We start from the raw sequence: 20,463 nt of genomic DNA on the forward strand, positions 1-20,463 counted from the left end.
ATAAAAAAATACGTATTTTCCCATATTATTTTAAAGGAGGGATTTTAAGTATGGCATGGAGAGAATCGCGCTTAATGCAGGTGATATGGACTATCATAAGAGTTTATGTTGGCTGGGAATGGTTAACCTCTGGTTTTGAAAAGTTGTTTGGTACAGGAGCTGCCGCTTGGGTAGGTCCAAAGGCGGGTACCGCCGTTAGCGGCTTTTTGAATGGAGCCCTTGCCAAGACTAGTGGACAACATCCTGATGTACAATGGTGGTATGCGCTTTTTATTAAGAATATTGCCCTGCCTAATGCCAAGCTTTTTGGATTTTTAGTGGCTTGGGGCGAATTTCTAATTGGTGCGGCTCTAATTTTGGGATTCCTTACCACAATTGCCTTGCTTTTAGCCATCTTAATGAATATGAGCTATCTATTAGCCGGAGCAGTTAGCGTTAATCCTGTACTCTTATTTTTAGAAGCTCTTTTATTATGGGCAGGTGCCTCAGCTTATTATTGGGGAGTAGATCGGGCATTTCTCCCAAGATGGAAAAAATCACGATTGAATAATGGTTAAAAAAAAACCCTCTTGAGTTGAAGTGCTCAAGAGGGGTTTTTTATAGCTTTAATTCGGCACTCAATGACTGCCCATAGGTACCATATTATCTTTAAGCACTACATCATGAGCACCGCCCTCAACAATACTTGTTGAGGAAACAAGGGTAATTTTCGCTTTCTGCTGGAGTTCAGGAACCGTCAGCGAACCACAGTTGCACATTGTAGATTTCACCTTGCTTAAAGTTAATCTAACATTGTCAGAAAGACTGCCCGCGTAAGGAACGTAAGAATCAACGCCTTCTTCAAAAGAAAGCTTTTGAGCTCCACCCATATCATAACGCTGCCAGTTCCGGGCACGTGCTGATCCTTCGCCCCAGTATTCTTTCATATAGCTTCCATTAACATTGACTTTCTGTGTGGGACTTTCGTCAAAGCGAGCAAAATATCTGCCAAGCATAACGAAATCAGCACCCATAGCCAATGCCAAAGTAATATGATAATCATAAACAATACCACCGTCAGAACAAATCGGGATATAAATTCCGGTTTCTTTAAAATATTCATCGCGTGCCAAAGCGACCTCCTGAACTGCAGTTGCCTGGCCACGGCCTATGCCCTTCTGCTCACGTGTAATACAGATTGAGCCGCCTCCGATACCGATTTTAATAAAGTCAGCACCCGCTTTGGCCAGGAATAAAAATCCCTCTTTATCTACAACATTTCCTGCGCCTACTTTTACGCCATCGCCGTATTTTTCGCGGATAAAATCAATGGTACGAGACTGCCATTCGGAAAATCCCTCAGATGAATCAATGCAAAGAATATCAGCTCCGGCATCAATCAGTGCGGGAACGCGTTCTTCATAGTCTCGGGTGTTAATACCTGCTCCGACAATGTAACGCTTTGACACATCAAGAAGCTCGTTAGGATTTTTCTTATGTGCATCATAGTCTTTTCGGAACACAAAATAAAGGAGATTTTTGTCTTTATCAATGATAGGAAGATTATTCAGCTTATGATCCCAGATGATATCATTGGCCTCTTTTAACGTCGTATTTTCTGTTCCGTAGATTAGGGATTTAAAGGGGGTCATAAACTCCTTGATGGGTGTTAATGAATCCATACGACTTACCCTATAGTCCCGGCTTGTAACAATGCCTAAAAGCATGCCATGGGATGTTCCGTCATGTGTAACAGCTACCGTAGAATGAGAAGTTTTTTCTTTAAGTTTCAAAAGATCTTCAAGTGTCTGATCGGGCCGGATATTCGAATCGCTTGTGACAAAGCCTGCCTTGTAATTTTTAACCTTTTGAACCATTTCGGCTTCGCTTTCTACAGACTGTGAACCATATATAAAAGAAATTCCGCCTTCTCTGGCTAATGCGATTGCCAGTTTGTCATCGGAAACCGATTGCATTATTGCGGAAACAAGCGGAATGTTCATCGTAAGAGAGGGTTCCTCACCCCTTTTAAATTTAACGATAGGTGTTTTTAAGCAAACGTTTGCCGCCATACATTCTGATGAGGAGTAACCTGGTACCAGTAAATACTCATTGAAAGTATGCGATGGTTCGTTATAATAGAATGCCATTACTACAAATCTCCTTTTCCTTAGCAAATGATAAATTTCTACAACTATTTACATTATATGTATTATATCATCGTAATTCGTAGAATCAATGACATATTTCAAATTAAATCAAAATCTCTTGCAGCTCATCACTTTCTCTAAAAAATAACGTGTGTTGGATCAACACACGTCACTTCTATAATTTTAAATCAGCCATGATATCCCTATTATTTCTCCTTATCATAAACCAACTTTGCCCAGCGCCTGTCGGATATCTTGAATAATGTCTTCAGCATCTTCTATACCAACACTTAAACGAAAAAAGCCTCCGTGAAATTCCTCAGGGTAAAGATACTGACGTTCATCATCTTCCCCCAAAAATACAATCAGGCTTTCATCATGTCCTAACGATACAGCAGATGTTATAACTTTCAGATGACTGACAAAACGGTTATGCGTATCGTGATCTGCTTTAAGTCCAGGCATTAAAAGGACTAAGTACACCCCCATTATTGATCATCGATTCGGACTTTATTTTGTATGGTGATGCAAAAGTATTGTCAACCGAAAGCAGTGCCCCGTTATTATGGGCAATTTTTGCGATTTCTTCTATATCACTGATTTTCAATAAAGCAAAAAAAATACCAGACAGCGCTGCAACTCCAGAGGCAAGAGCTGCACAATCCTCCCCACCCTCAAGGATACATAGTTTTTCATTCATTCCCATATTTCCTATCACTCATTATGCATACTTCCTGACTTTAAATATCTATATTAATTTTTTTACATCATATGAAATATTCAATTGTATTCTCTTGAGTTCTTTGCGTCGTTTTATTAATGAGTACAACTGCTTCACGCGTATTTTGGGGTCCCAGCGCATAGATTTCCTTACTTTCTTTATTGAAATAACTAAAGGGAACCTTTCGATTCATTTTCATTGGAGCATCTTTAATTAGCTCAATTCCTTCTTCTTTAAAAGGTTGAGTGCGATAGTAAGGATCAAATAAATATACCTCTTCATTGTCAATCCCTGTTAAAAGAACATAATGTTCTTCTTCGAAATAAAGTCGTACTACTGCGACTCCTCCCTGCTGAATTCCCGCAACAATCTTACTGGTCTGCCCCATAAAAACTTCTTCTTTTGTCAGATAATCGGTTTCAATCCTAAAATTTTTTACTTTACCAAATTGATTCAGCCAATTACTTATAAACATCATAGCCATACAGGAAGTTCCTCTTTTCCCCACTTCCCCTTGATCATTATAGACGTCAAGACAATATAGCATGATATATTTAATGACATCCGGCGGAATTTCTTCCCTCTCAAATAGAAAGCTTATTGCATTCATCATGGAAGTTGGTCCACAATCATATTCTGTTGTTTGATAACTTAATGGATTCTTCATCTGCTTAATCCTCCATAACAGAGTATAGTTGTATCGTTCTACAGTTTTTTGTTTCTCTAAATTGTAAAAAAGTTTCCTCAGAAACATATATCTAAGGAAACATAATCCATTATCCAGTTATCGCAAAACCTTTATTTACCTCTCTCCGCCATCAACAACTCTATTTCCTGTTCGTTAATACCAACCATAGCATCGCCCAAATCCTCAGAAATCTCTGCGAGTACCTTTGCATCCATAAAATTTGTAACCGCACTTACAATTGCCGCGGCTCGCTTTTTAGGATTGCCAGACTTGAAGATACCGCTTCCTACAAAAACGCCGTCTGCGCCGAGCTGCATCATAAGTGCCGCATCTGCAGGAGTAGCAACGCCGCCTGCTGCAAAATTCACCACTGGAAGTTTGCCGTTTTTCTGAACATATACAACCATCTCATAGGGAACCTGAAGCTGCTTTGCTATGTCAAAAAGTTCATCCTCTCGCATAGATGTTATACGTCTGATTTCACTCTGAATCATACGCATATGGCGAACAGCCTGTACCACATCACCTGTTCCTGGCTCTCCCTTAGTGCGAATCATCGAGGCTCCCTCCTTGATTCTGCGAAGCGCTTCCCCTAAATCCTTAGCACCGCAGACAAAGGGTACATCAAATTTCGTTTTATCGATATGATATTTGTCATCCGCAGGTGAAAGGACTTCACTCTCATCAATATAGTCAATTTCGATGGCCTGTAAAATCTGTGCCTCCGTGAAATGACCAATACGGCATTTCGCCATCACAGGTATGGTAACAGCATTCTGAATACCCCTAATCATTTTGGGGTCACTCATACGAGAAACACCGCCTGCAGCACGAATATCTGCCGGAATTCTTTCAAGCGCCATCACTGCACAAGCTCCTGCCGCTTCAGCGATTTTTGCTTGCTCAGGCGTGGTTACATCCATGATGACGCCGCCCTTTAACATTTGCGCTAAATTTTTGTTTAGTTCATATCTTTTGTTCTCCATAAAAATCCCCTTTATTGCTTCATTCTTAAATAAAAAGATAGCAGACAGAATATTCCTGTCTGCCATCCCTGCAAATTTGACTTTTTGATTACGCAAACATTGGCGTTGAAAGATATCTTTCACCTGTATCAGGAAGCAATGCGACAATCGTTTTGCCCTTATTTTCAGGACGTTTTGCAAGCTCAGTTGCTGCCCATAGCGCTGCACCTGAGGAAATACCTACAAGCACTCCTTCATGTATCGCAATTGCTCTGCCTATGGCAAACGCATCCTCATTTTCCACGGTAATAACTTCATCGTAAACACCGGTATTCAGTGTATCGGGAACAAATCCAGGTCCGATACCTTGTATCTTATGAGGGCCTGATACGCCTTTGGAAAGTACAGGTGAAGCCGCAGGCTCAACCGCAACTATTTTGACATTGGGATTTTTTGATTTCAGATACTCGCCAACTCCGGTTACAGTACCGCCGGTACCTACGCCGGCTACAAAAATATCTACGGTTCCATTGGTATCCTCCCAAATTTCAGGACCGGTTGTTGCTCTGTGAATTGCAGGATTTGCCGCATTCGTAAACTGGCTTGGGATATAGCTGTTAGGTGTTGAAGCTGCAAGTTCCTCCGCCTTAGCTATTGCTCCCTTCATACCCTTTGCCCCTTCGGTGAGCACTAATTCCGCGCCATAGGCTTTCAGCAGATTACGACGCTCCACGCTCATCGTTTCCGGCATGGTGAGTATAATTTTATAACCCCTTGCAGCGGCCACGGAGGCAAGTCCGATACCTGTATTTCCGGAGGTTGGTTCGATAATCACTGAGTTTGGCTTGAGCAGCCCTTTGGCTTCGGCATCATCAACCATGGCTTTGGCGATTCTGTCTTTTACACTTCCTGCGGGATTAAAGTATTCGAGCTTAGCCAATAGTGTGGCTTCAAGATTATTTGCTTTTTCCAGATGAGTTAACTCCAATAAGGGTGTTTTTCCTACCAGATCTGTTATTGATTTATAAATTGTCATAGCTATTTCCTCCTTATTTAATCGATTCAAATCCATGTTCTAAATCAGCAATGATATCTTCAATATGCTCAATGCCGATTGAAAGTCTAACCGTAGTCGGCTTAATGCCGCAGGAGAGCAATTCTTCTTCACTCAACTGTGAATGAGTAGTTGAAGCGGGATGAATAACTAAAGATTTCACATCTGCTACATTGGCAAGGAGGGAGAAAAGTTCCAAACTTTCGCAGAACTTCTTCGCGTCCTCAGAATCGCCTTTAATTTCAAACGTGAAAATTGAGCCTGCACCCTTTGGGAAGTATCGATTATAAATTTCATGGTCACGATGGTCCGCCAATGCTGGATGATTAACCTTTTCAACCTGCGGATGCTTTGAAAGGTAATCTACAACTTTAAGCGTATTCTCGACATGGCGTTCTACGCGGAGAGACAAAGTCTCCAGTCCCTGTAACAATAAAAAGGAGTTAAAGGGACTGATCGTAGCACCTGTATCTCTCAACAGTGTTGTGCGGATCTTCAAGATATAAGCCAGATTGCCGCAAGCTTGGGTGAAAACAACCCCGTGGTAGCTCGGATTGGGTTGAGACAGACCCGGGAATTTGTCGTTTTGGGCCCAATCGAATTTACCACTGTCAACAATCACGCCGCCCATAACCGTTCCATGACCGCCAATAAACTTTGTCGCTGAATGAACAACGACATCCGCTCCATGCTCAATCGGGCGGAGAAGGTAAGGAGTAGCAAATGTGCTGTCCACAATGAGGGGAATACCATTTTGATGGGCAAGATCGGCAACCGCATCAATGTCAATGACATCGCTATTGGGGTTTCCGAGACTTTCTATATATAAGGCTTTGGTGTTTGACTTGATTGCTTTGGCAAAATTTTCGATGTTGCTGCCGTCTACGAAGGTTGTTTCAATACCGCTTTCCGCAAGCGTATTCGCAAAAAGATTGTACGTCCCGCCATAGATAGCATTCGAGGAAACGATATGATCTCCCGACTTGGCGATATTTTGAATCGCATAGGTGACGGCTGCCGCGCCGGAAGCTGTCGCCAGTGCCGCTGCACCACCTTCCAGTGCCGCGATGCGCTTTTCAAAGACATCAGAGGTGGGGTTCATCAACCGGGTATAGATATTGCCTCCCTCGGTAAGTCCAAAGCGGCCTGCCGCCTGAGCGGAATCCTTAAATACATAAGAGGTCGTCGCATAGATGGGAACAGCTCTGGCATCAGTTGTTGGGTCGGGTTGTTCCTGACCGACATGGAGTTGAAGGGTTTCAAATTTGTAGTTTTTGCTCATGGCAAACTTCCTTTCTGTAATTGAATCATCTTAAAATTAAAACAGAGTTAAATATTACCCAATTTATTAGCCTACTATTTATATGGGATTTATATGCTTTAAGGTTATTTTATTTGCTATGACCCATAATGTCAATACGTTTTATAACATTTATAATACTCCTCATTTACGTAGATACTCATTATTTATCCTCAACGCCGCAATTGGCCGCCACACTGTCAATAATATATGTTTGAAAATGATAGGGCCATGTAGTCCAAGTATCTACATGGCCCAAATTTTTTGTTTCAAAATTTAATCAATTACTTGTAATTCCTTCGGATACTGATTGAGGACCTCGCAGCCATTCTCAGTAACGATTACAAGATCTTCAATTCTTACCCCAAACTGCCCTGGTAGGTAAATTCCTGGTTCAACCGAAAAAATCATCCCAACCTCAAGCGGGATATCTGAGGCAAGACTTACATCAGGGGGTTCATGACAGTCGAGACCGATTCCATGGCCGAGACGATGCGTAAAGTACTCACCATACCCGCCCTGCGAAATAATATCCCTTGCCGTTTTATCGATTTTTGAAAGCAGTACCCCCGGCTTTATTTTTGAAATAGCGGTTTCATTCGCAAGTTTTACAAGGTAATAGACCTGACGCTGCTGTTGAGTGACTGTTTTATAGAAAACTGTTCTCGTCATATCGCACCAATAGTGTTTTATAGGAGTAAAGATATCGAAAATTACACTATCACCTGCTTTTAGAGTCGTACTGTCACCGCTGTGATGAGGATCCGCACAATTTGCACCAAAGCAAACAATCTGTGTGCCCTCACAATCCGCACCCTTTTGAGTAAAATGCTTATTTACCTGAGAAGCAAGATCGTTCTCTGCCACCCCCTCTTTAAGCATAGCAATGACCGTCCCGACAACCTGATCGTTGATACGGGAATTTTTCCGCATTAGCGTAATTTCTGTTTTATCTTTTATCTTCCTGGCCAGATCCACAGGTACAGAACCGTGAACCGGGACTATATCATTTCTTAGCTTCATCAGCTCGATCAAAAACGTGCTGGACCAGAACTTATCAATTCCCAGTTTTCCCGAGTCAACAGCCTTTGCAAGATCCTTGACAGGATTATCGCCATCCTTATGACAAATCAGGGGCAAATCAGGCATACTTTTAAGCCCGAAAATTTCGTTGCCAAATAGAATAACTCTCCCTGAAACATCAAGATAGAGTGCAATCATACGTTCATGAGGCTCGATCCAATAACCCGTCAAGTAATAAAGTGAGGCGGTTGAAGACACTATGATCTGTGTAAGTCCGGCTTCTTTCATATTTTCTTTAACGCGATTGATTCTTTGTATATTCATTGCTTCGATCTCCTTCTGTGGTTAGTAAATTCTTCACTCACTGCCCTGTTCCTTATTATAGCTTTTCTTCTATCATAAAAATAGAATAATCCACCATTCATTGCTTAGAGCGTGGGGGTAATCTTGGTTGGGACAAAATTGTTAATGTAAATAACGGTACTGCAGAGAATGTAGAGCTTGATCCTGTAGGTTACAAGCCTGCTGGAACAACTTCTAAACGTTAATGGAAAACGGCCGATAAAGGTTTTCACCTTAATCGGCCGTTTTTACACTACACAGGATATCCCAGTTTCGGATAAGCAACAACTATATTTTTCTTTTCCTTTGCTAAGTAAAGGGCTTGATCGACTTGTGTTAATAATTCGTCTAAAGAGACCTCATTGTATGTAGAGACAACACCTAAACTTATTGTAACTTTAAATCCAAAATCGCAATCTTCAACTTCTTTTCGTATTCTTTCTGCAAATTTATAACTATAATTTAAGGCAGTTTCCGGTAAAATTACTGCGAACTCCTCGCCACCCCAACGAGCAGCAATGTCAATATGCCGTGAATCCGACCTTAAAATTTCCCCGATTTTTTTTAACACTATATCTCCCATTAAATGTCCATGAGTATCATTTACTTTTTTAAAATTGTCAATATCGATAAGGATGAGGGACAATTCCGAATGCGTTTGCCCAACATGTGATAATTCTTCAAGCAGCTTACCATTGAGATAACGCCTATTGTATAATCCCGTTAGCACGTCCTTATGGGCTCCATAATAATATTCTTTAATTAAAAGGCCGCACGTCATAGCGATTATGATTTGAATAAGTATAAAGGGCAGCCAAAACAATAGCTCATTGGATATTTGCTTAATTTCATCCAGAAAGAAAACGACAACACATAAAACAAAACTAACAATAGGTAAAAGTATAGGGATAAACCTTATTTGATTTTCAATAAAAATAGGACTTTTAAACCGTTTATGAATCAATTGAACCATAAGTTATTCACCACCTTTTACCTTGTTACTTTTTCTGCAGATAATTATATACTATTTATCAGGACTTTTGTCCCAATTATTCTGACTTTTTTCTTAATTAAAATTAGTTATTATTATAAAGTTGTAATAATATCTAGATTCAAAAAAAATACGCCCTAGAACTAAAACACTTGAAGAAAGTGTTTAGGTCTAGGGCGTATTTTTATACTTTAATCAGCTATTTAATTGGAAGGGTTAAGTGAAAATCAGCGTACCCTTTATCCTTCAACCGATTTAATAAGTCAATTTGCAAGAGCCTTCTTGGTAAGAGAATAAAACATTTTATAAAGCTCTTGCTTTTTTTGTTCAGAAAATGAAGACATTCCAATTTCCTTTAACGTTTCTTGTAAAATGACATGTTGATCAAGTTCTTCTCGCGCTATAAGAGGGGATTTACCTAAAAGGCTAAAAATATAGTTTTCATCGAGACCAAATTGCTCTGATAAATTTCGAATAAAATAATCATCCGGTTTTCTTGCTCCCCGTTCAACCTCGCGCAAGTATGAAGGGTTAGTCCCTGCTCTTACACTCATTTGTTGAAGTGATAAGTTCATTTTAACTCGATGATTATTTAAATATCGACCGATTTCCAAAAGTGTCTTTTGATAGTCCTGATTTTCTTTAGCTAAAGACATGTTTATATCCTCCGTTTAAATAACATTTTTATATTATTTTACTTGCAAAAAACATGCCAACGATAGCTGTTAAATATAAAGCCTAACATCGTGAATCGAAACACAGTTGCTCGTTACTGTAATGCACAAAATGTTCCACGGGAGCAACAATATGTTGAACACTCATCTTTAACGTTAAGTCATGCTAAAAGCGAAACAACAAAAAAGCATGCAAATTCACCAACAAGTTTGCATGCCTTTTTTATAATCTGCCTTTCATAAGCTTAATGAAATCTCTCAAATACTTTTATCCCCAGTGCTAACATTCCGGATGTGATCATCGGACCAACTGGAACCCCTCCAAGAAATGCCGCAGCAATTACAGCTCCTAATATCAATGCCGGCATAACCTCGGAATGTCCCTGAACAGTTAAATACTGCATACCTAACCCACTTAGATAAGTAGTAAAAAGCGAAAGTAAGAGGGCTATTATACCAATCCAAGAAGTAAAAGCATTTAAGACATTCGTGTATTTTACTCCTCCATTTGCAATAGGAATTAAAATTGCCGCAATCAATATTACGACACCCCAAAACAACCCGCTCCTTTGAATAACTGGGAAGACATATTGGTCAACATGCAAAAGTTTAAGTATTAAGAGAATACAAGTCGCTAAAGCAACTGAATCGGCCTTTCCCCAAACGGCTGCGCCGAGAATTAAAACTAAAATTAAAGTTGATTCCACTAATAGTTCCCCCCCATTTTTAACCGAATCCGTGAATGAAATTCCACTCATGAGATACAAAAACTTAATAGTTATTTGTACTATATTCCAACAATTGGATATTTATAATACCCTGAGTGCATTTCTATAATTCCAGGTCAATTTAGATCTTAATAACTCAACTTTCGCACCCCGGTTGTGCGAATAAAGCCTTGATATAACTGGGCAATTCGCTCATCCATTTCTGTAATTGACTAAGTAAAGATTCTTTGCTCTCTGATTTATTGGTTAAAAGGTCGAGAACAAAGGCCATTAACTGACGTAATGCCGTTTTTAAGTTTAAGTCTATGACTTCATCGGCGAAAAGATAGAATAATCCTCCAAGGGAGCGTTCATCATTGTTCTCTCGTCGTTCCCATTCTAGGATGAGATAACGGGAAAAGACAATGGTTGTATGGCTGATCATCATGTCGAAGGACCGTCCTTGGAATTCAGTGCCCAATTTCAAGTGAGACTTAGCCATTTTGAAAAAGGTCTCAATACTCCAACGCATACCGTAAATCCTCACGATTTCAGCATTATCTAAAGCCAGATCTGTTGTTAGAATAGCCAACCATTCTCTCCGATTATTGCGATTCTGGACGAAGACAATTTTAAGGGGTAAACCATTAGGCGTTTGAACGCGAACTGAACCTAGAATTTCTGCTTTCGCGTTTTTAGGGACTTTGGCATACAGCTCACGCAAACTTAAGGACTGTTCCTCAAGAATATAACGTTGTTTGAGTTCCTTGACCATTCCAATGACGTGAAGTCCCTTATCCATGAGCATTTGAAGCAGTGGTGCATGAGTAAACCAACTATCCATGAGGACGTAATCCGCTGAGAAGCCAGCCTTTAGAGAGCGTTCAAGCATTTGTACGACAGCGTCCGGTTTGTGGCTCATGGATTCCACACGTCGTTTGTAGCCTGTCGTGCGTTTGTCCAAGTCTTCCCGCATTTCACAAAGACGGTTTTTGGCCTTGGCTGAACTCATCAAGGTAAAATCGAGGGGCGCAAAGCTATAGCCATCGGACCAGCCCAGCGTTAACATGTTATATCCGCGAATAAAGCGGCCTGAGACATGATCATAAATACGGGCTAAAAGTTCAACCTTTCTGCTGCGTTCTCGGCACATGACAGAATCGTCGACGATAAAAACGCGGATACGATGTGAGGAGGTGAGGCTTTCAAACCGCGCAACAACCTTGAGGCTCAAGAGTTGATAGAAACGCCTCCAGTTATAGCTGGATTCATTGAGAAATCGATAGATAACATCTTTACCTGGAAGGGACTCACCCCGATTACTTTCTAGCAGTCGAAAGAGATTTCGACCTTGGAAGACTAACTGAAAGATGATCTGGAATACAGCAAGGCTCGAAATCCCATAAGTCTTGCGGATTCCAGCTTTTCGCAAAATTTGACCAATCTTGAGAGTAGAAAAAACGAAAGAAAGTTGATTTTGATGCTGTTCAGGCAGAGAGTTGTGTTGTAACATTGAAGTACGCACCTTTCTGTTTTGGATTGATGGTGGTTTGGTCACTTCCATTTTACCAATTCGAAAGGTGTTTTTCTGTCAATGTACAATATTATTTTGTTCCAACCCAGTTATGGCCTGGGTTACAGCATGATTTCGCGGTGCGAAAGTTGAGTTAATAATAATAATTTTAATCTTGACAATAACTAGATATTAAGTTTAAATTAGTATAGTACTTTTGATTAGTAACTAAGTATAAAAATAAAAGAAGAGGTGTTCTCTATGGAAAAAATGCCTATAATTTTTCTCGGACATGGATCTCCGATGAATGCAATTGAAGATAATGAATACTCGAGAACATGGAAAAGGATCGGAGAAGAACTTCCAAAACCTAAAGCCATTCTTGCCATTTCAGGCCATTGGTTTACGGAGGGAACCCGGATTTTGGATGATAGGCAACCTAAAATGACCTATGACATGTATGGTTTTCCTAAAGAACTTTACGAAATTGAGTATACTTCACCAGGATCGCCTGAATTAGCCCATGAAACAAAGCAAATGATCAGCAAGGATGTTTTGATTGATAATAGCTGGGGCTATGACCATGGAACGTGGTCCATACTCCATGTGATGTATCCTAAAGCCGATATTCCGGTATATCAATTAAGCGTAGACCACAATGCCAGTGCTGAAACGCATTTTAGGATTGGACAAGAAATTGCAGCGTTACGTGAAAAAGGCGTGTTAATCCTTGCAAGCGGTAATGTTGTTCATAATCTTGCTTATGTTGATTTTTCAATGGAAGACGGGTATGATTGGGCAATTAACTTTGACCAGTATATAAAAGAAAGAATTCTCCAAAGAGATTTTTCCGGTGTTATGGATTATAAGAAAGCCGGAAGATCAGCAGAATTAGCCTTTTCGAGTCCTGACCATTTTTTCCCTTTGCTCTATATCCTAGGTGCTTCAACAAAAGAGGATGAAATCAAAATTTATAACGAATCCTGTACAATGGGCGCTTTATCTATGACCTGCTATATGTTTAAGTAAGATAAACTAAAAAGTAAGCGTGGCTTGAATCAGCCTCGCTTACTTTTTTTGTATCAGACTTACTCTCCTTTGCCTAGGAAAGGTAAATAAGTTTTTTTGTTTTTAATTCTTACCGCTCGTGAAAGCCAATATACTACTTAGAAGGTGATGATAACGTGAGACATCACACTATGACATCACAATTCCAATAACGGAGCTGTAATAGTTTTAATACTAGAACAGGTGGAGGTAATCTTATGTCAGTTGCCAGAATGAGGATGAAGAATGCCTTTATCGACTGGGTGGTTCCTTCTTTAATCGAAAGAGGTTTTAAAGGAGCCTTTCCCAATTACCGGCGATACACAGACGATCAAATAGATATTATTTCATTACAATTTAGTTTATTTGATCAAGCATTTTGCGTTCCTATTGCAAACTGCCCGAAGGATGGTATCCCCTTTAGTAACGGCAAAAAAATACCGGGAGATTTAATTACAGCTAACCATTGCCCCGGAAGGTTTCTGCTTGGTACAAAAGATGGAGATTATGCACATTGGTTTAAATTTGAGCCAAGTATTTATGAATTAAAACGGAAAGATGAGTTTTCTTATTGGTCAATGTACGAAGATACACCCATAAAATATAAGAAGATTACCGATGATATTATAAGGCTTATAGAGCTGGAAGCTGATCCTTGGTGGCTAAATGCAGAAAAATGGTGGCATCATCACGTTCCGGCCTATAATACGTTATTTTGGGATATACAACGGCTTACATTTAATATGTTTTACGAATAGTGCTAAATTGAAAAACGATCTTCACAGGTTATTCACAAGTTTTTCATAACTTATGCTTATATCTAGGTTAGATTAAAATTAAACAGTAATTGAATTAATTTGTTCAGGAGATGAGCAAAATGAAAGTTTTATTAGTTGATGACGAAAAAAATATACTCACTGTTCTCAAAGCTTATCTACAACAAGAAGGATATCAAGTAACGACTGCCTTAAACGGCTCGATAGCCCTAACGTTGTTTAAAGAAAATCAGTACGATTTAGTGTTGCTTGATTTAATGCTGCCTGGACTCTCCGGTGAGCAAGTATGCCAAGAAATACGCAAGATTTCTGCCACTCCTATCATCATGCTAACCGCAAAGATCGAAGAAGAAGATCGGATTTCCGGACTGCAAATGGGAGCAGACGATTATATCTCTAAACCCTTTAGTCCAAGAGAAGTCGTTGCGCGTGTAAGAGCTGTCTTGCGACGTTCCAATACAGATCTTGGTCTCGGTCCTGTTGCCGACATAACAACCTTTGATAACAACCTCTCAATTAACAATATTCAGCATGAAGTAAGATATAACGGTGAAATAATTCCGTTAACCCCCATGGAATATAAACTTCTTTCTGTTATGGCCAGGCAGCCGGGACGTGTTTTTTCACGGGCTCAGCTTATAGGCTTGGTTCAGGGTTATGATTTCCAAGGTGATGACCGAGTCATTGACGCTCATATTAAGAAAATGCGGCAAAAAATAGAGAGAGTCCCATCGGATCCCAAAATTATTGTAACTGTTTATGGAATAGGCTATAAATTTAATTCTGAAGCGGAGGCGTAAATGGGCAGAAAACTTTTATTATCAACTCTGGCTATTGTACTTCTTACCCTTGGTTTAAGCATGGTTTCCGTTCATTATGTTTTTAAGAAAGAATTTACGCATTACTTAACGAAAACAACTGAAGCTGCCCTTGCACCGATTCCAGAGCGTTTAAGTTCAGCCTATCAAAATAATTCTTGGGATACAATCGCCTTAGAAAACATCGCTGAATCACTTCCTTTAGGTACTCAAGTTACGCTCCAAGACCTCAAAGGAAATATTATTGTTACCCTGAAGAATTCGATGGATGCTATGCATGAAAGAATGGGTGCAGCCAATGTTGAGAATGCAACCATGTCGGGTATGATGAACATGCCTTATTCAGTACAAGATTGGCAAACCAAAAGCATTAACATTACCGATAAACAGCAAAAAACGATAGCCACGGCTAAGGTGCGATACCCAACTAATGCACGAGTCCTTAATCCTGAAGATACTTCCTTTATGTCTTCCATCTTTTCTTCTCTCGTAGTCGCTAGCGCACTAGCTTTACTCTTTGGCATCCTGCTTACCTTCCTTATGAATAAGCATTTGCTTGCTCCGCTTCGAAGGCTAACTCAAGCAGCTTTTCACATCGGTCAAGGACATTTAGAAGAACGTGTTCCTTTAACAGCCAAGGACGAGGTGGGACAATTAGCTGAAGCCTTTAACACCATGGCGGATAATCTTAAGCGCCAAGAAGAATTACGCAAACAGTTCACTGCCGATGTCGCCCATGAATTACGCACACCATTGACTTCCATTCGGAGTTACATTGAGGCATTTCAAGATGGAGTCCTTCCCGCAAATTTTGAGAACCTCTCTATAATCAACGAAGAAATTAACCGGCTTGTTGATCTTTCAAGTGACTTAAAGGATTTAAATATTGCTGAGATTGGAGCTCTAAAAATAAAACCCCTTCCGGTTAACTTAGACCATATTATAGATAAGGTTATAAACATCTTGCATCCGCTCATCAAGGAAAAAGAGCTTGACTTGCAATGGATTCCGTTATCACAACCCTTTAATATATCCGGTGATGAGCGACTCTTAACCAGACTATTCTTTAACTTAATCCAGAATGCTTATAAATACACGGAATATGGTGGAACGATTCGCATTATTTTGAAGCACGAACCTAATAATATTGCTATCTTTATCAAGGATTCAGGCATCGGGATCCCAGAAAATGATTTACCCTTTATCTTTGAACGTTTTTACCGTACAGACAAATCAAGAGCTCGTGAAAGCGGCGGTAGTGGTATAGGTTTAGCTCTCGTCCGTCAAATTGTCTTAGTGCATCACGGCCAAATATCGGTCGAAAGTACTGTTGGAGTAGGTACTACTTTTAAGCTAACTTTCCCACAGGAAAATGGCAAATGATTAAGGAGGATGAAGGAGGCATCTACAAGTTCCGTTTGAACTTATAGATGTCTCTTTAAATGTGTGAAATATCCCAACTAAAAAGCCTTTCGCTAAACACGCAAGCTCTTATTATTTAGACTATAAAATTCATAAGAAATTCATAAGAAAATCATTAGAAAGTCTTAATTGCCTTTTATACTTTTAACAATAAAGTTACCCGTATAATATATTTTTAAATTTTGAAAGGAGCATTCTCTTGAAAAAATTTTTATTAATTATGGTTACCACAGCCTTACTATCTTCTTTAATCTTAGTTGGTTGTGGAAGCACTACGACCTCTTCCACAAGTACACAGCCTTCCGCTTCACAAAGTCAGTCTTCCCAAAACTCTTATTCAACGGTAATTATGGGGGCTCAACAACCAACTGATACCTTTATGAAGAAGTTCAACCTTTCTGGGAGTAATATCATTAGTGCTAAAGAATCAGTAATTCTTGACGAAAAGAAATTAAATCTTGATAAAAGTTCGATGGTAATTGAACTTTATTCTATGAATACACCTTTGGATTCAAAAATGTCCCAAATCTTCCCAAACGCAAATTTTCAAAAAGCCGGAATTACTGATATGATGATGGGTTCAAGCCATCGCATTCTTATCATTGGAAAAGACGATAAAGATCTAGTAGATAAAATTAATTCACTCGATAAGGATTGGTATAGCAAAGCAAACTCTAAAGATATGAACGGCATGAAGGGAATGTAAAGCTCCAAACCATCGGCTGTAAAGGGAAAATGAATAGATAAAAGTAGGCCACGGAGGTTTACAAATAGGCAAGTAGCCAATTTGTAAACCTCCGTGGTTTTATTAATAAAGTATCCAGTGCTTCTATAACAGTTGGAAAAGGATTGAGTAGGATTTTTATGAGTGTTATAAACGGAAAAATCTTTAAGAGTAGCTCAAAGTGGATTCGTTACGAAACAGCGGTGGCTGTTTCTTGCAATGGGTGCAAAGCCTAGATTTCAGTAATATGGGGTACATTCTAATTATGCTTTTCGTATTGACCTGGGGAATATCCTTAGTATTCTGGAAAGTTTTACGTCTCGAAAATGCCTAGACGGAGTATCCCAGTTGTTACTTTAATAGAACCTTGGTTGAGGCCGACTTCCTAAACTCACTTGCACCCTTTATATAAACTTAATGTACCAAATAAGGTTGAGTATTGAGCCGTTATTTGTACTTGATTAAAACCAGCACCTTTTGTCATACAAGGCAATAGACCTTGGTAGTTATCCTTTGCTTCTTCAAAATTCCTCATTATTAGTGAAATCAAATACATAAGCGTATTACTAGGTTTTCCGAAGTCAGCTATATGTAACTCTCCGCCAGGTCGCAAAACCCGATAAACCTCTTTTAAGGCCAGAACTTTGTTATCGTGGGTTAAATGGTGAAACACTAAACTCGATAGAACAAAGTCAAAGGAGTTGTCGAGGTAGGGTAATTCAAAAGCCATCCCTTTATCTAAGGTAATATTTAACCCAGTCTTTTTAATTTTTGTTTCTGCATTTTTTAGGATTTTTTCATCTGCATCTAATCCAAACACTTTGGCTTCTGGATAAGTTTTCTTAATTAATATAGTAAGTGTACCGGTACCGCAACCGAGATCGAGAACATAGTTATTCCTTTTTACATTCGCTTGTTCAACTAAGCGACGCTTAAACGTATTTTCTGGCATAGTCAGCTGTAAAAATGGATCGAACAATGGACTTAAGCAATCAAACCTAAGCGCTGGTATGTAATTCTTTCGTCCTTTACTCATAATTGAATCCTTTCACCGAATATTTACACTCAATTTTTTATTTGCGTCTATTTTCTTGCCTGTCATTACTTGATTTGTCAATCTTTACAGTTTGATGGGAATCTATTTCTTCCAAAATTCCAAGAACTTTTGCCAAATCCGTAAAAGCGGAAAGTATTTTTAATGTCATGCTATTTATCTCCTTTTAAAAACTAAGCTTTAAAAATGTTCTTCAATCTAAGCCTTATCCTCAGGATTCTTCGCACGTACAGACTGTTCTTGTTCCTCTTTATGACCTCCACCGCAACAGCCTACTCCCCCTGAACGATGCGTAAAAAACATCATACCAACGAATACAAAAATCCACCAGTTTTGACTGATAAACTCCCACATAATTAATCCCCCTATCTAAATAGTTAATTCGCTAACCTGATCCTGAAATTAGTATAGCAAGCAGTTTTGAATGACTCTTGAATTTTAAGTGAATAACTTATGAATATACAAACAGTCTTTTCGAATTATAAAAAATAATCAGGGGGTAAACGAACTCATAATTGCGTTTACCCCCTGATTATTTTTTTATTTTAGCTTAATCCTCTCTAAGTTTAAATTTAGTGATTAGCCCACTTAACTGTTCTGCTGATCCATTGAGGTCGGAAGCAGTTGTACTTAAACCGGTTATAGTATCACTTTGTGTAGATATACTTGCTGCTACTTCCTGCATAGCTGCAATTATAGCTGTGTTACTGTGATTAATTGCTTCCATCGTTGCTGAAAGTTCTTCAGTTGAAGCACTTTGCCCCTCTGTAATTTCTGCTATATCCTTAACCCTTTCATTTATATTACTCACACCTTCAATAATGGATTGAAGCTGTGAATATACGTTTTGAACCATTTTGCTGCTTGTTATTATGTTTTGACCAACACCTGTGGTTGCAAGTATTGTCTCCTGGATCATCTCCTGAATTTTAATAACCATATCTTCAATCGTTCGTGCTGACTGATTATTACTTTCTGCAAGTTTTCGTATTTCATCGGCAACTACACCGAATCCTCTGCCATGCTCACCTGCTCTTGCCGCCTCTATCGCCGCATTTAGTGCAAGCAAGTTAGTTTGATCCGTAATTGATTTTATCGTATCAATAATGTTACCTATTTCACCCGCTTTATTTCCAAGATTCTCAGCAACACGAATTGTATTTGTTGAGATTTCTTCAGTCCTTTCCATTTCAAGCCGAGTATCCGATGCAACTTTTCCACTTTCTAAGGCTAGCCTATTTATATTATCAACTTCAATACTAATCTGTTGGGCATCGGTTGCAGATGACTGAGATTCTCGGGCAATCCGCAAAATACCATCCGTGATCTGGCTGATTGATGTGCTTATTTGTTGATTATCCTCTGCTGCCTTACTCATATGGGCATTTATCATGGCTATCCCATCAGCAGTTTGCCGACTTCCTTCACTTAACTGTACAGAACCTTGGGATACTATAGCAGAGTTCTTTTTGATATTTAGAACCATATCTTCCATACTGTCCATAAATTTATTAAAAGATTGCGCCATCGTGGCCATTTCGTCCTTTGACTTAACAATAATTCTTCTTGTCAAATCACCCTGCCCCTTCTCAAGGTCCTTAAAGATTTCAAGAAAATTATTAATGGGTTTGGTAATACCATTCCCAAGTAAAATTGCTATGAGGAGTGCTAATATAACCATTACAACGGCTAAAACAAAAGATATTTTTTGGTTCATTTCCATATGCATCTGGATCGTCATGAGGCTATCATCCATTGAAGCTTTACTCTTCGTTTGGATCTCATCAAGTTTTATATTGATGCTGTCTGCCATTTTGTCAAACTCAACCATCATAGTGTTAGCCCCTACGTGATTATCATTGACGTACATATCCGCCATTTCTAATCCATATTTATATAGATTATCAATCTGAGTATTTAATTCATCTAATTGAGCTTTTAAATCCGGATTTAAACGAGCAAGTCCTTCTGAATTTTTCTTATAAAAGGTATATTGTTCTTCAGCTTCTTTTAGATGTGTTGTATTTTTAGATGCACTTACATCCGATAAATACTGGCCAACCTGAATTATATTGTTTTTCATTTCCGTTGAATATTCATAACTTTGAAAAGTTATTTCTTTTATTTCCGCAATATGATTTTTATCATCGTTATATATGTACTGATTATATATAGTGGTTGAAATAATAACGATTAAAATAATAGAAAATCCAGCAATAAGTTTCTTTCGAATAGAATTAAACATCAAATATCCCCCTAACCTCTCAATATTTAATAAATTTCCTTAAAATCTCTTATCCTTTATCTTAATCTTAACATTCAACTATGAAAAAGTTATGAAAGTTTTAACTCAAATTCCGGTGAAAATTTTTAACGTTCATTATAAATTCCTATTTGAAGTTATCTTCATAGCTTTTTCATAACAATTTCATTGTGAATTCAAAAGCCTATGCCATAATAAAACCATCGAAACAAACCAAATACTTAAACAACCAAATTTTAAGGAGGAATTAGT

Annotated in this window: 20 protein-coding genes and 1 pseudogene; 6 read left to right on the forward strand and 15 right to left on the reverse strand. The window is 38.9% G+C overall.

Going from position 1 to position 20,463, the window contains the following annotated elements; translation table 11 throughout:
• Positions 1–50: 50 nt before the first annotated feature.
• The gene (locus ACHOLT_RS00640; RefSeq protein ID WP_425805022.1) at positions 51–557 is read left to right on the forward strand and encodes a DoxX family protein; all 507 of its coding nucleotides are present in this window, start codon (positions 51–53) and stop codon (positions 555–557) included.
• Positions 558–617: 60 nt separating this feature from the next.
• Here ACHOLT_RS00640 and ACHOLT_RS00645 read toward each other — a convergent pair whose 3' ends face one another.
• The 11 genes and pseudogenes from ACHOLT_RS00645 to ACHOLT_RS00695 form a co-directional block, all read right to left on the reverse strand.
• Positions 618–2,129 (reverse strand): IMP dehydrogenase, encoded by a 1,512-nt coding sequence (locus tag ACHOLT_RS00645; protein ID WP_425805025.1) that lies wholly within the window; start codon positions 2,127–2,129, stop codon positions 618–620.
• A 219-nt stretch (positions 2,130–2,348) separates the two neighbouring features.
• Positions 2,349–2,829: pseudogene (locus tag ACHOLT_RS00650) on the reverse strand (PLP-dependent transferase); the annotation flags it as partial.
• Positions 2,830–2,896: 67 nt separating this feature from the next.
• Positions 2,897–3,517: a C39 family peptidase gene (locus ACHOLT_RS00655; RefSeq protein ID WP_425805028.1), complete on the reverse strand. Its 621-nt coding sequence runs from the start codon at positions 3,515–3,517 to the stop codon at positions 2,897–2,899.
• Between the two features lie 131 nt (positions 3,518–3,648).
• Positions 3,649–4,524 (reverse strand): pyridoxal 5'-phosphate synthase lyase subunit PdxS, encoded by an 876-nt coding sequence (pdxS, locus tag ACHOLT_RS00660; RefSeq protein WP_425805030.1) that lies wholly within the window; start codon positions 4,522–4,524, stop codon positions 3,649–3,651.
• Between the two features lie 88 nt (positions 4,525–4,612).
• Positions 4,613–5,539, reverse strand: a complete 927-nt coding sequence (gene cysK / locus ACHOLT_RS00665) for a cysteine synthase A (protein WP_425805033.1) — start codon at positions 5,537–5,539, stop codon at positions 4,613–4,615.
• 13 nt (positions 5,540–5,552) lie between these two features.
• On the reverse strand, positions 5,553–6,839 hold the full coding sequence (locus ACHOLT_RS00670) for an O-acetylhomoserine aminocarboxypropyltransferase/cysteine synthase family protein (RefSeq protein WP_425805036.1): 1,287 nt from the start codon (positions 6,837–6,839) through the stop codon (positions 5,553–5,555).
• Between the two features lie 294 nt (positions 6,840–7,133).
• Positions 7,134–8,204 (reverse strand): M24 family metallopeptidase, encoded by a 1,071-nt coding sequence (locus tag ACHOLT_RS00675; protein ID WP_425805039.1) that lies wholly within the window; start codon positions 8,202–8,204, stop codon positions 7,134–7,136.
• 271 nt (positions 8,205–8,475) lie between these two features.
• Positions 8,476–9,195 carry a GGDEF domain-containing protein gene (locus tag ACHOLT_RS00680; protein ID WP_425805042.1) on the reverse strand — a complete coding sequence of 240 codons (720 nt, stop codon included), beginning with the start codon at positions 9,193–9,195 and terminating at the stop codon, positions 8,476–8,478.
• Positions 9,196–9,476: 281 nt separating this feature from the next.
• A complete protein-coding gene (locus ACHOLT_RS00685; RefSeq protein ID WP_425805045.1) occupies positions 9,477–9,869 on the reverse strand; it encodes a helix-turn-helix domain-containing protein in 393 nt (130 codons plus the stop codon).
• 263 nt (positions 9,870–10,132) lie between these two features.
• Positions 10,133–10,594 (reverse strand): DUF441 domain-containing protein, encoded by a 462-nt coding sequence (locus tag ACHOLT_RS00690; RefSeq protein WP_425805048.1) that lies wholly within the window; start codon positions 10,592–10,594, stop codon positions 10,133–10,135.
• A gap of 157 nt (positions 10,595–10,751) precedes the next feature.
• On the reverse strand, positions 10,752–12,107 hold the full coding sequence (locus ACHOLT_RS00695; RefSeq protein WP_425803741.1) for an IS4 family transposase: 1,356 nt from the start codon (positions 12,105–12,107) through the stop codon (positions 10,752–10,754).
• A gap of 261 nt (positions 12,108–12,368) precedes the next feature.
• Here ACHOLT_RS00695 and ygiD point away from each other — a divergent pair, with 261 nt between their 5' ends.
• The 5 genes from ygiD to ACHOLT_RS00720 all read left to right on the forward strand — a co-directional run bounded on the left by ygiD (position 12,369) and on the right by ACHOLT_RS00720 (position 16,876).
• On the forward strand, positions 12,369–13,136 hold the full coding sequence (ygiD, locus tag ACHOLT_RS00700) for a 4,5-DOPA dioxygenase extradiol (RefSeq protein WP_425805051.1): 768 nt from the start codon (positions 12,369–12,371) through the stop codon (positions 13,134–13,136).
• A gap of 236 nt (positions 13,137–13,372) precedes the next feature.
• Positions 13,373–13,912, forward strand: coding sequence for a DUF4304 domain-containing protein (locus ACHOLT_RS00705; RefSeq protein ID WP_425805054.1), 540 nt, complete (start codon positions 13,373–13,375; stop codon positions 13,910–13,912).
• A gap of 119 nt (positions 13,913–14,031) precedes the next feature.
• Positions 14,032–14,730, forward strand: a complete 699-nt coding sequence (locus tag ACHOLT_RS00710) for a response regulator (protein ID WP_425805057.1) — start codon at positions 14,032–14,034, stop codon at positions 14,728–14,730.
• Positions 14,731–16,131 carry a sensor histidine kinase gene (locus ACHOLT_RS00715; RefSeq protein ID WP_425805059.1) on the forward strand — a complete coding sequence of 467 codons (1,401 nt, stop codon included), beginning with the start codon at positions 14,731–14,733 and terminating at the stop codon, positions 16,129–16,131.
• A gap of 238 nt (positions 16,132–16,369) precedes the next feature.
• The gene (locus ACHOLT_RS00720) at positions 16,370–16,876 is read left to right on the forward strand and encodes a hypothetical protein (protein ID WP_425805061.1); all 507 of its coding nucleotides are present in this window, start codon (positions 16,370–16,372) and stop codon (positions 16,874–16,876) included.
• Between the two features lie 409 nt (positions 16,877–17,285).
• Here the strand turns inward: ACHOLT_RS00720 and ACHOLT_RS00725 are convergent, their stop codons facing one another.
• The 4 genes from ACHOLT_RS00725 to ACHOLT_RS00740 all read right to left on the reverse strand — a co-directional run bounded on the left by ACHOLT_RS00725 (position 17,286) and on the right by ACHOLT_RS00740 (position 20,193).
• Entirely contained in the window at positions 17,286–17,930 is a 645-nt protein-coding gene (locus ACHOLT_RS00725; RefSeq protein ID WP_425805063.1) for a class I SAM-dependent methyltransferase, read from the reverse strand.
• Between the two features lie 37 nt (positions 17,931–17,967).
• Entirely contained in the window at positions 17,968–18,099 is a 132-nt protein-coding gene (locus ACHOLT_RS00730; protein WP_425805065.1) for a hypothetical protein, read from the reverse strand.
• A 47-nt stretch (positions 18,100–18,146) separates the two neighbouring features.
• Entirely contained in the window at positions 18,147–18,302 is a 156-nt protein-coding gene (locus ACHOLT_RS00735; protein WP_425805068.1) for a hypothetical protein, read from the reverse strand.
• A 196-nt stretch (positions 18,303–18,498) separates the two neighbouring features.
• Positions 18,499–20,193, reverse strand: coding sequence for a methyl-accepting chemotaxis protein (locus ACHOLT_RS00740; protein ID WP_425805070.1), 1,695 nt, complete (start codon positions 20,191–20,193; stop codon positions 18,499–18,501).
• Positions 20,194–20,463 lie beyond the last annotated feature (270 nt).

Origin of the sequence: Desulfitobacterium nosdiversum (assembly GCF_049860565.1) — a bacterium.
Classification (GTDB): Bacteria; Bacillota; Desulfitobacteriia; order Desulfitobacteriales; family Desulfitobacteriaceae; genus Desulfitobacterium_A; species Desulfitobacterium_A nosdiversum.

Coding starts and splice junctions, on each gene's coding strand:
- ACHOLT_RS00640 (WP_425805022.1), top strand. CDS start 51: ATGGCATGGAGAGAATCGCGCTTAATGCAGGTGATATGGACTATCATA.
- ACHOLT_RS00645 (WP_425805025.1), bottom strand. CDS start 2,129: ATGGCATTCTATTATAACGAACCATCGCATACTTTCAATGAGTATTTA.
- ACHOLT_RS00655 (WP_425805028.1), bottom strand. CDS start 3,517: ATGAAGAATCCATTAAGTTATCAAACAACAGAATATGATTGTGGACCA.
- pdxS (WP_425805030.1), bottom strand. CDS start 4,524: ATGGAGAACAAAAGATATGAACTAAACAAAAATTTAGCGCAAATGTTA.
- cysK (WP_425805033.1), bottom strand. CDS start 5,539: ATGACAATTTATAAATCAATAACAGATCTGGTAGGAAAAACACCCTTA.
- ACHOLT_RS00670 (WP_425805036.1), bottom strand. CDS start 6,839: ATGAGCAAAAACTACAAATTTGAAACCCTTCAACTCCATGTCGGTCAG.
- ACHOLT_RS00675 (WP_425805039.1), bottom strand. CDS start 8,204: ATGAATATACAAAGAATCAATCGCGTTAAAGAAAATATGAAAGAAGCC.
- ACHOLT_RS00680 (WP_425805042.1), bottom strand. CDS start 9,195: ATGGTTCAATTGATTCATAAACGGTTTAAAAGTCCTATTTTTATTGAA.
- ACHOLT_RS00685 (WP_425805045.1), bottom strand. CDS start 9,869: ATGTCTTTAGCTAAAGAAAATCAGGACTATCAAAAGACACTTTTGGAA.
- ACHOLT_RS00695 (WP_425803741.1), bottom strand. CDS start 12,107: ATGTTACAACACAACTCTCTGCCTGAACAGCATCAAAATCAACTTTCT.
- ygiD (WP_425805051.1), top strand. CDS start 12,369: ATGGAAAAAATGCCTATAATTTTTCTCGGACATGGATCTCCGATGAAT.
- ACHOLT_RS00705 (WP_425805054.1), top strand. CDS start 13,373: ATGTCAGTTGCCAGAATGAGGATGAAGAATGCCTTTATCGACTGGGTG.
- ACHOLT_RS00710 (WP_425805057.1), top strand. CDS start 14,032: ATGAAAGTTTTATTAGTTGATGACGAAAAAAATATACTCACTGTTCTC.
- ACHOLT_RS00715 (WP_425805059.1), top strand. CDS start 14,731: ATGGGCAGAAAACTTTTATTATCAACTCTGGCTATTGTACTTCTTACC.
- ACHOLT_RS00725 (WP_425805063.1), bottom strand. CDS start 17,930: ATGAGTAAAGGACGAAAGAATTACATACCAGCGCTTAGGTTTGATTGC.
- ACHOLT_RS00730 (WP_425805065.1), bottom strand. CDS start 18,099: ATGACATTAAAAATACTTTCCGCTTTTACGGATTTGGCAAAAGTTCTT.
- ACHOLT_RS00735 (WP_425805068.1), bottom strand. CDS start 18,302: ATGTGGGAGTTTATCAGTCAAAACTGGTGGATTTTTGTATTCGTTGGT.
- ACHOLT_RS00740 (WP_425805070.1), bottom strand. CDS start 20,193: ATGTTTAATTCTATTCGAAAGAAACTTATTGCTGGATTTTCTATTATT.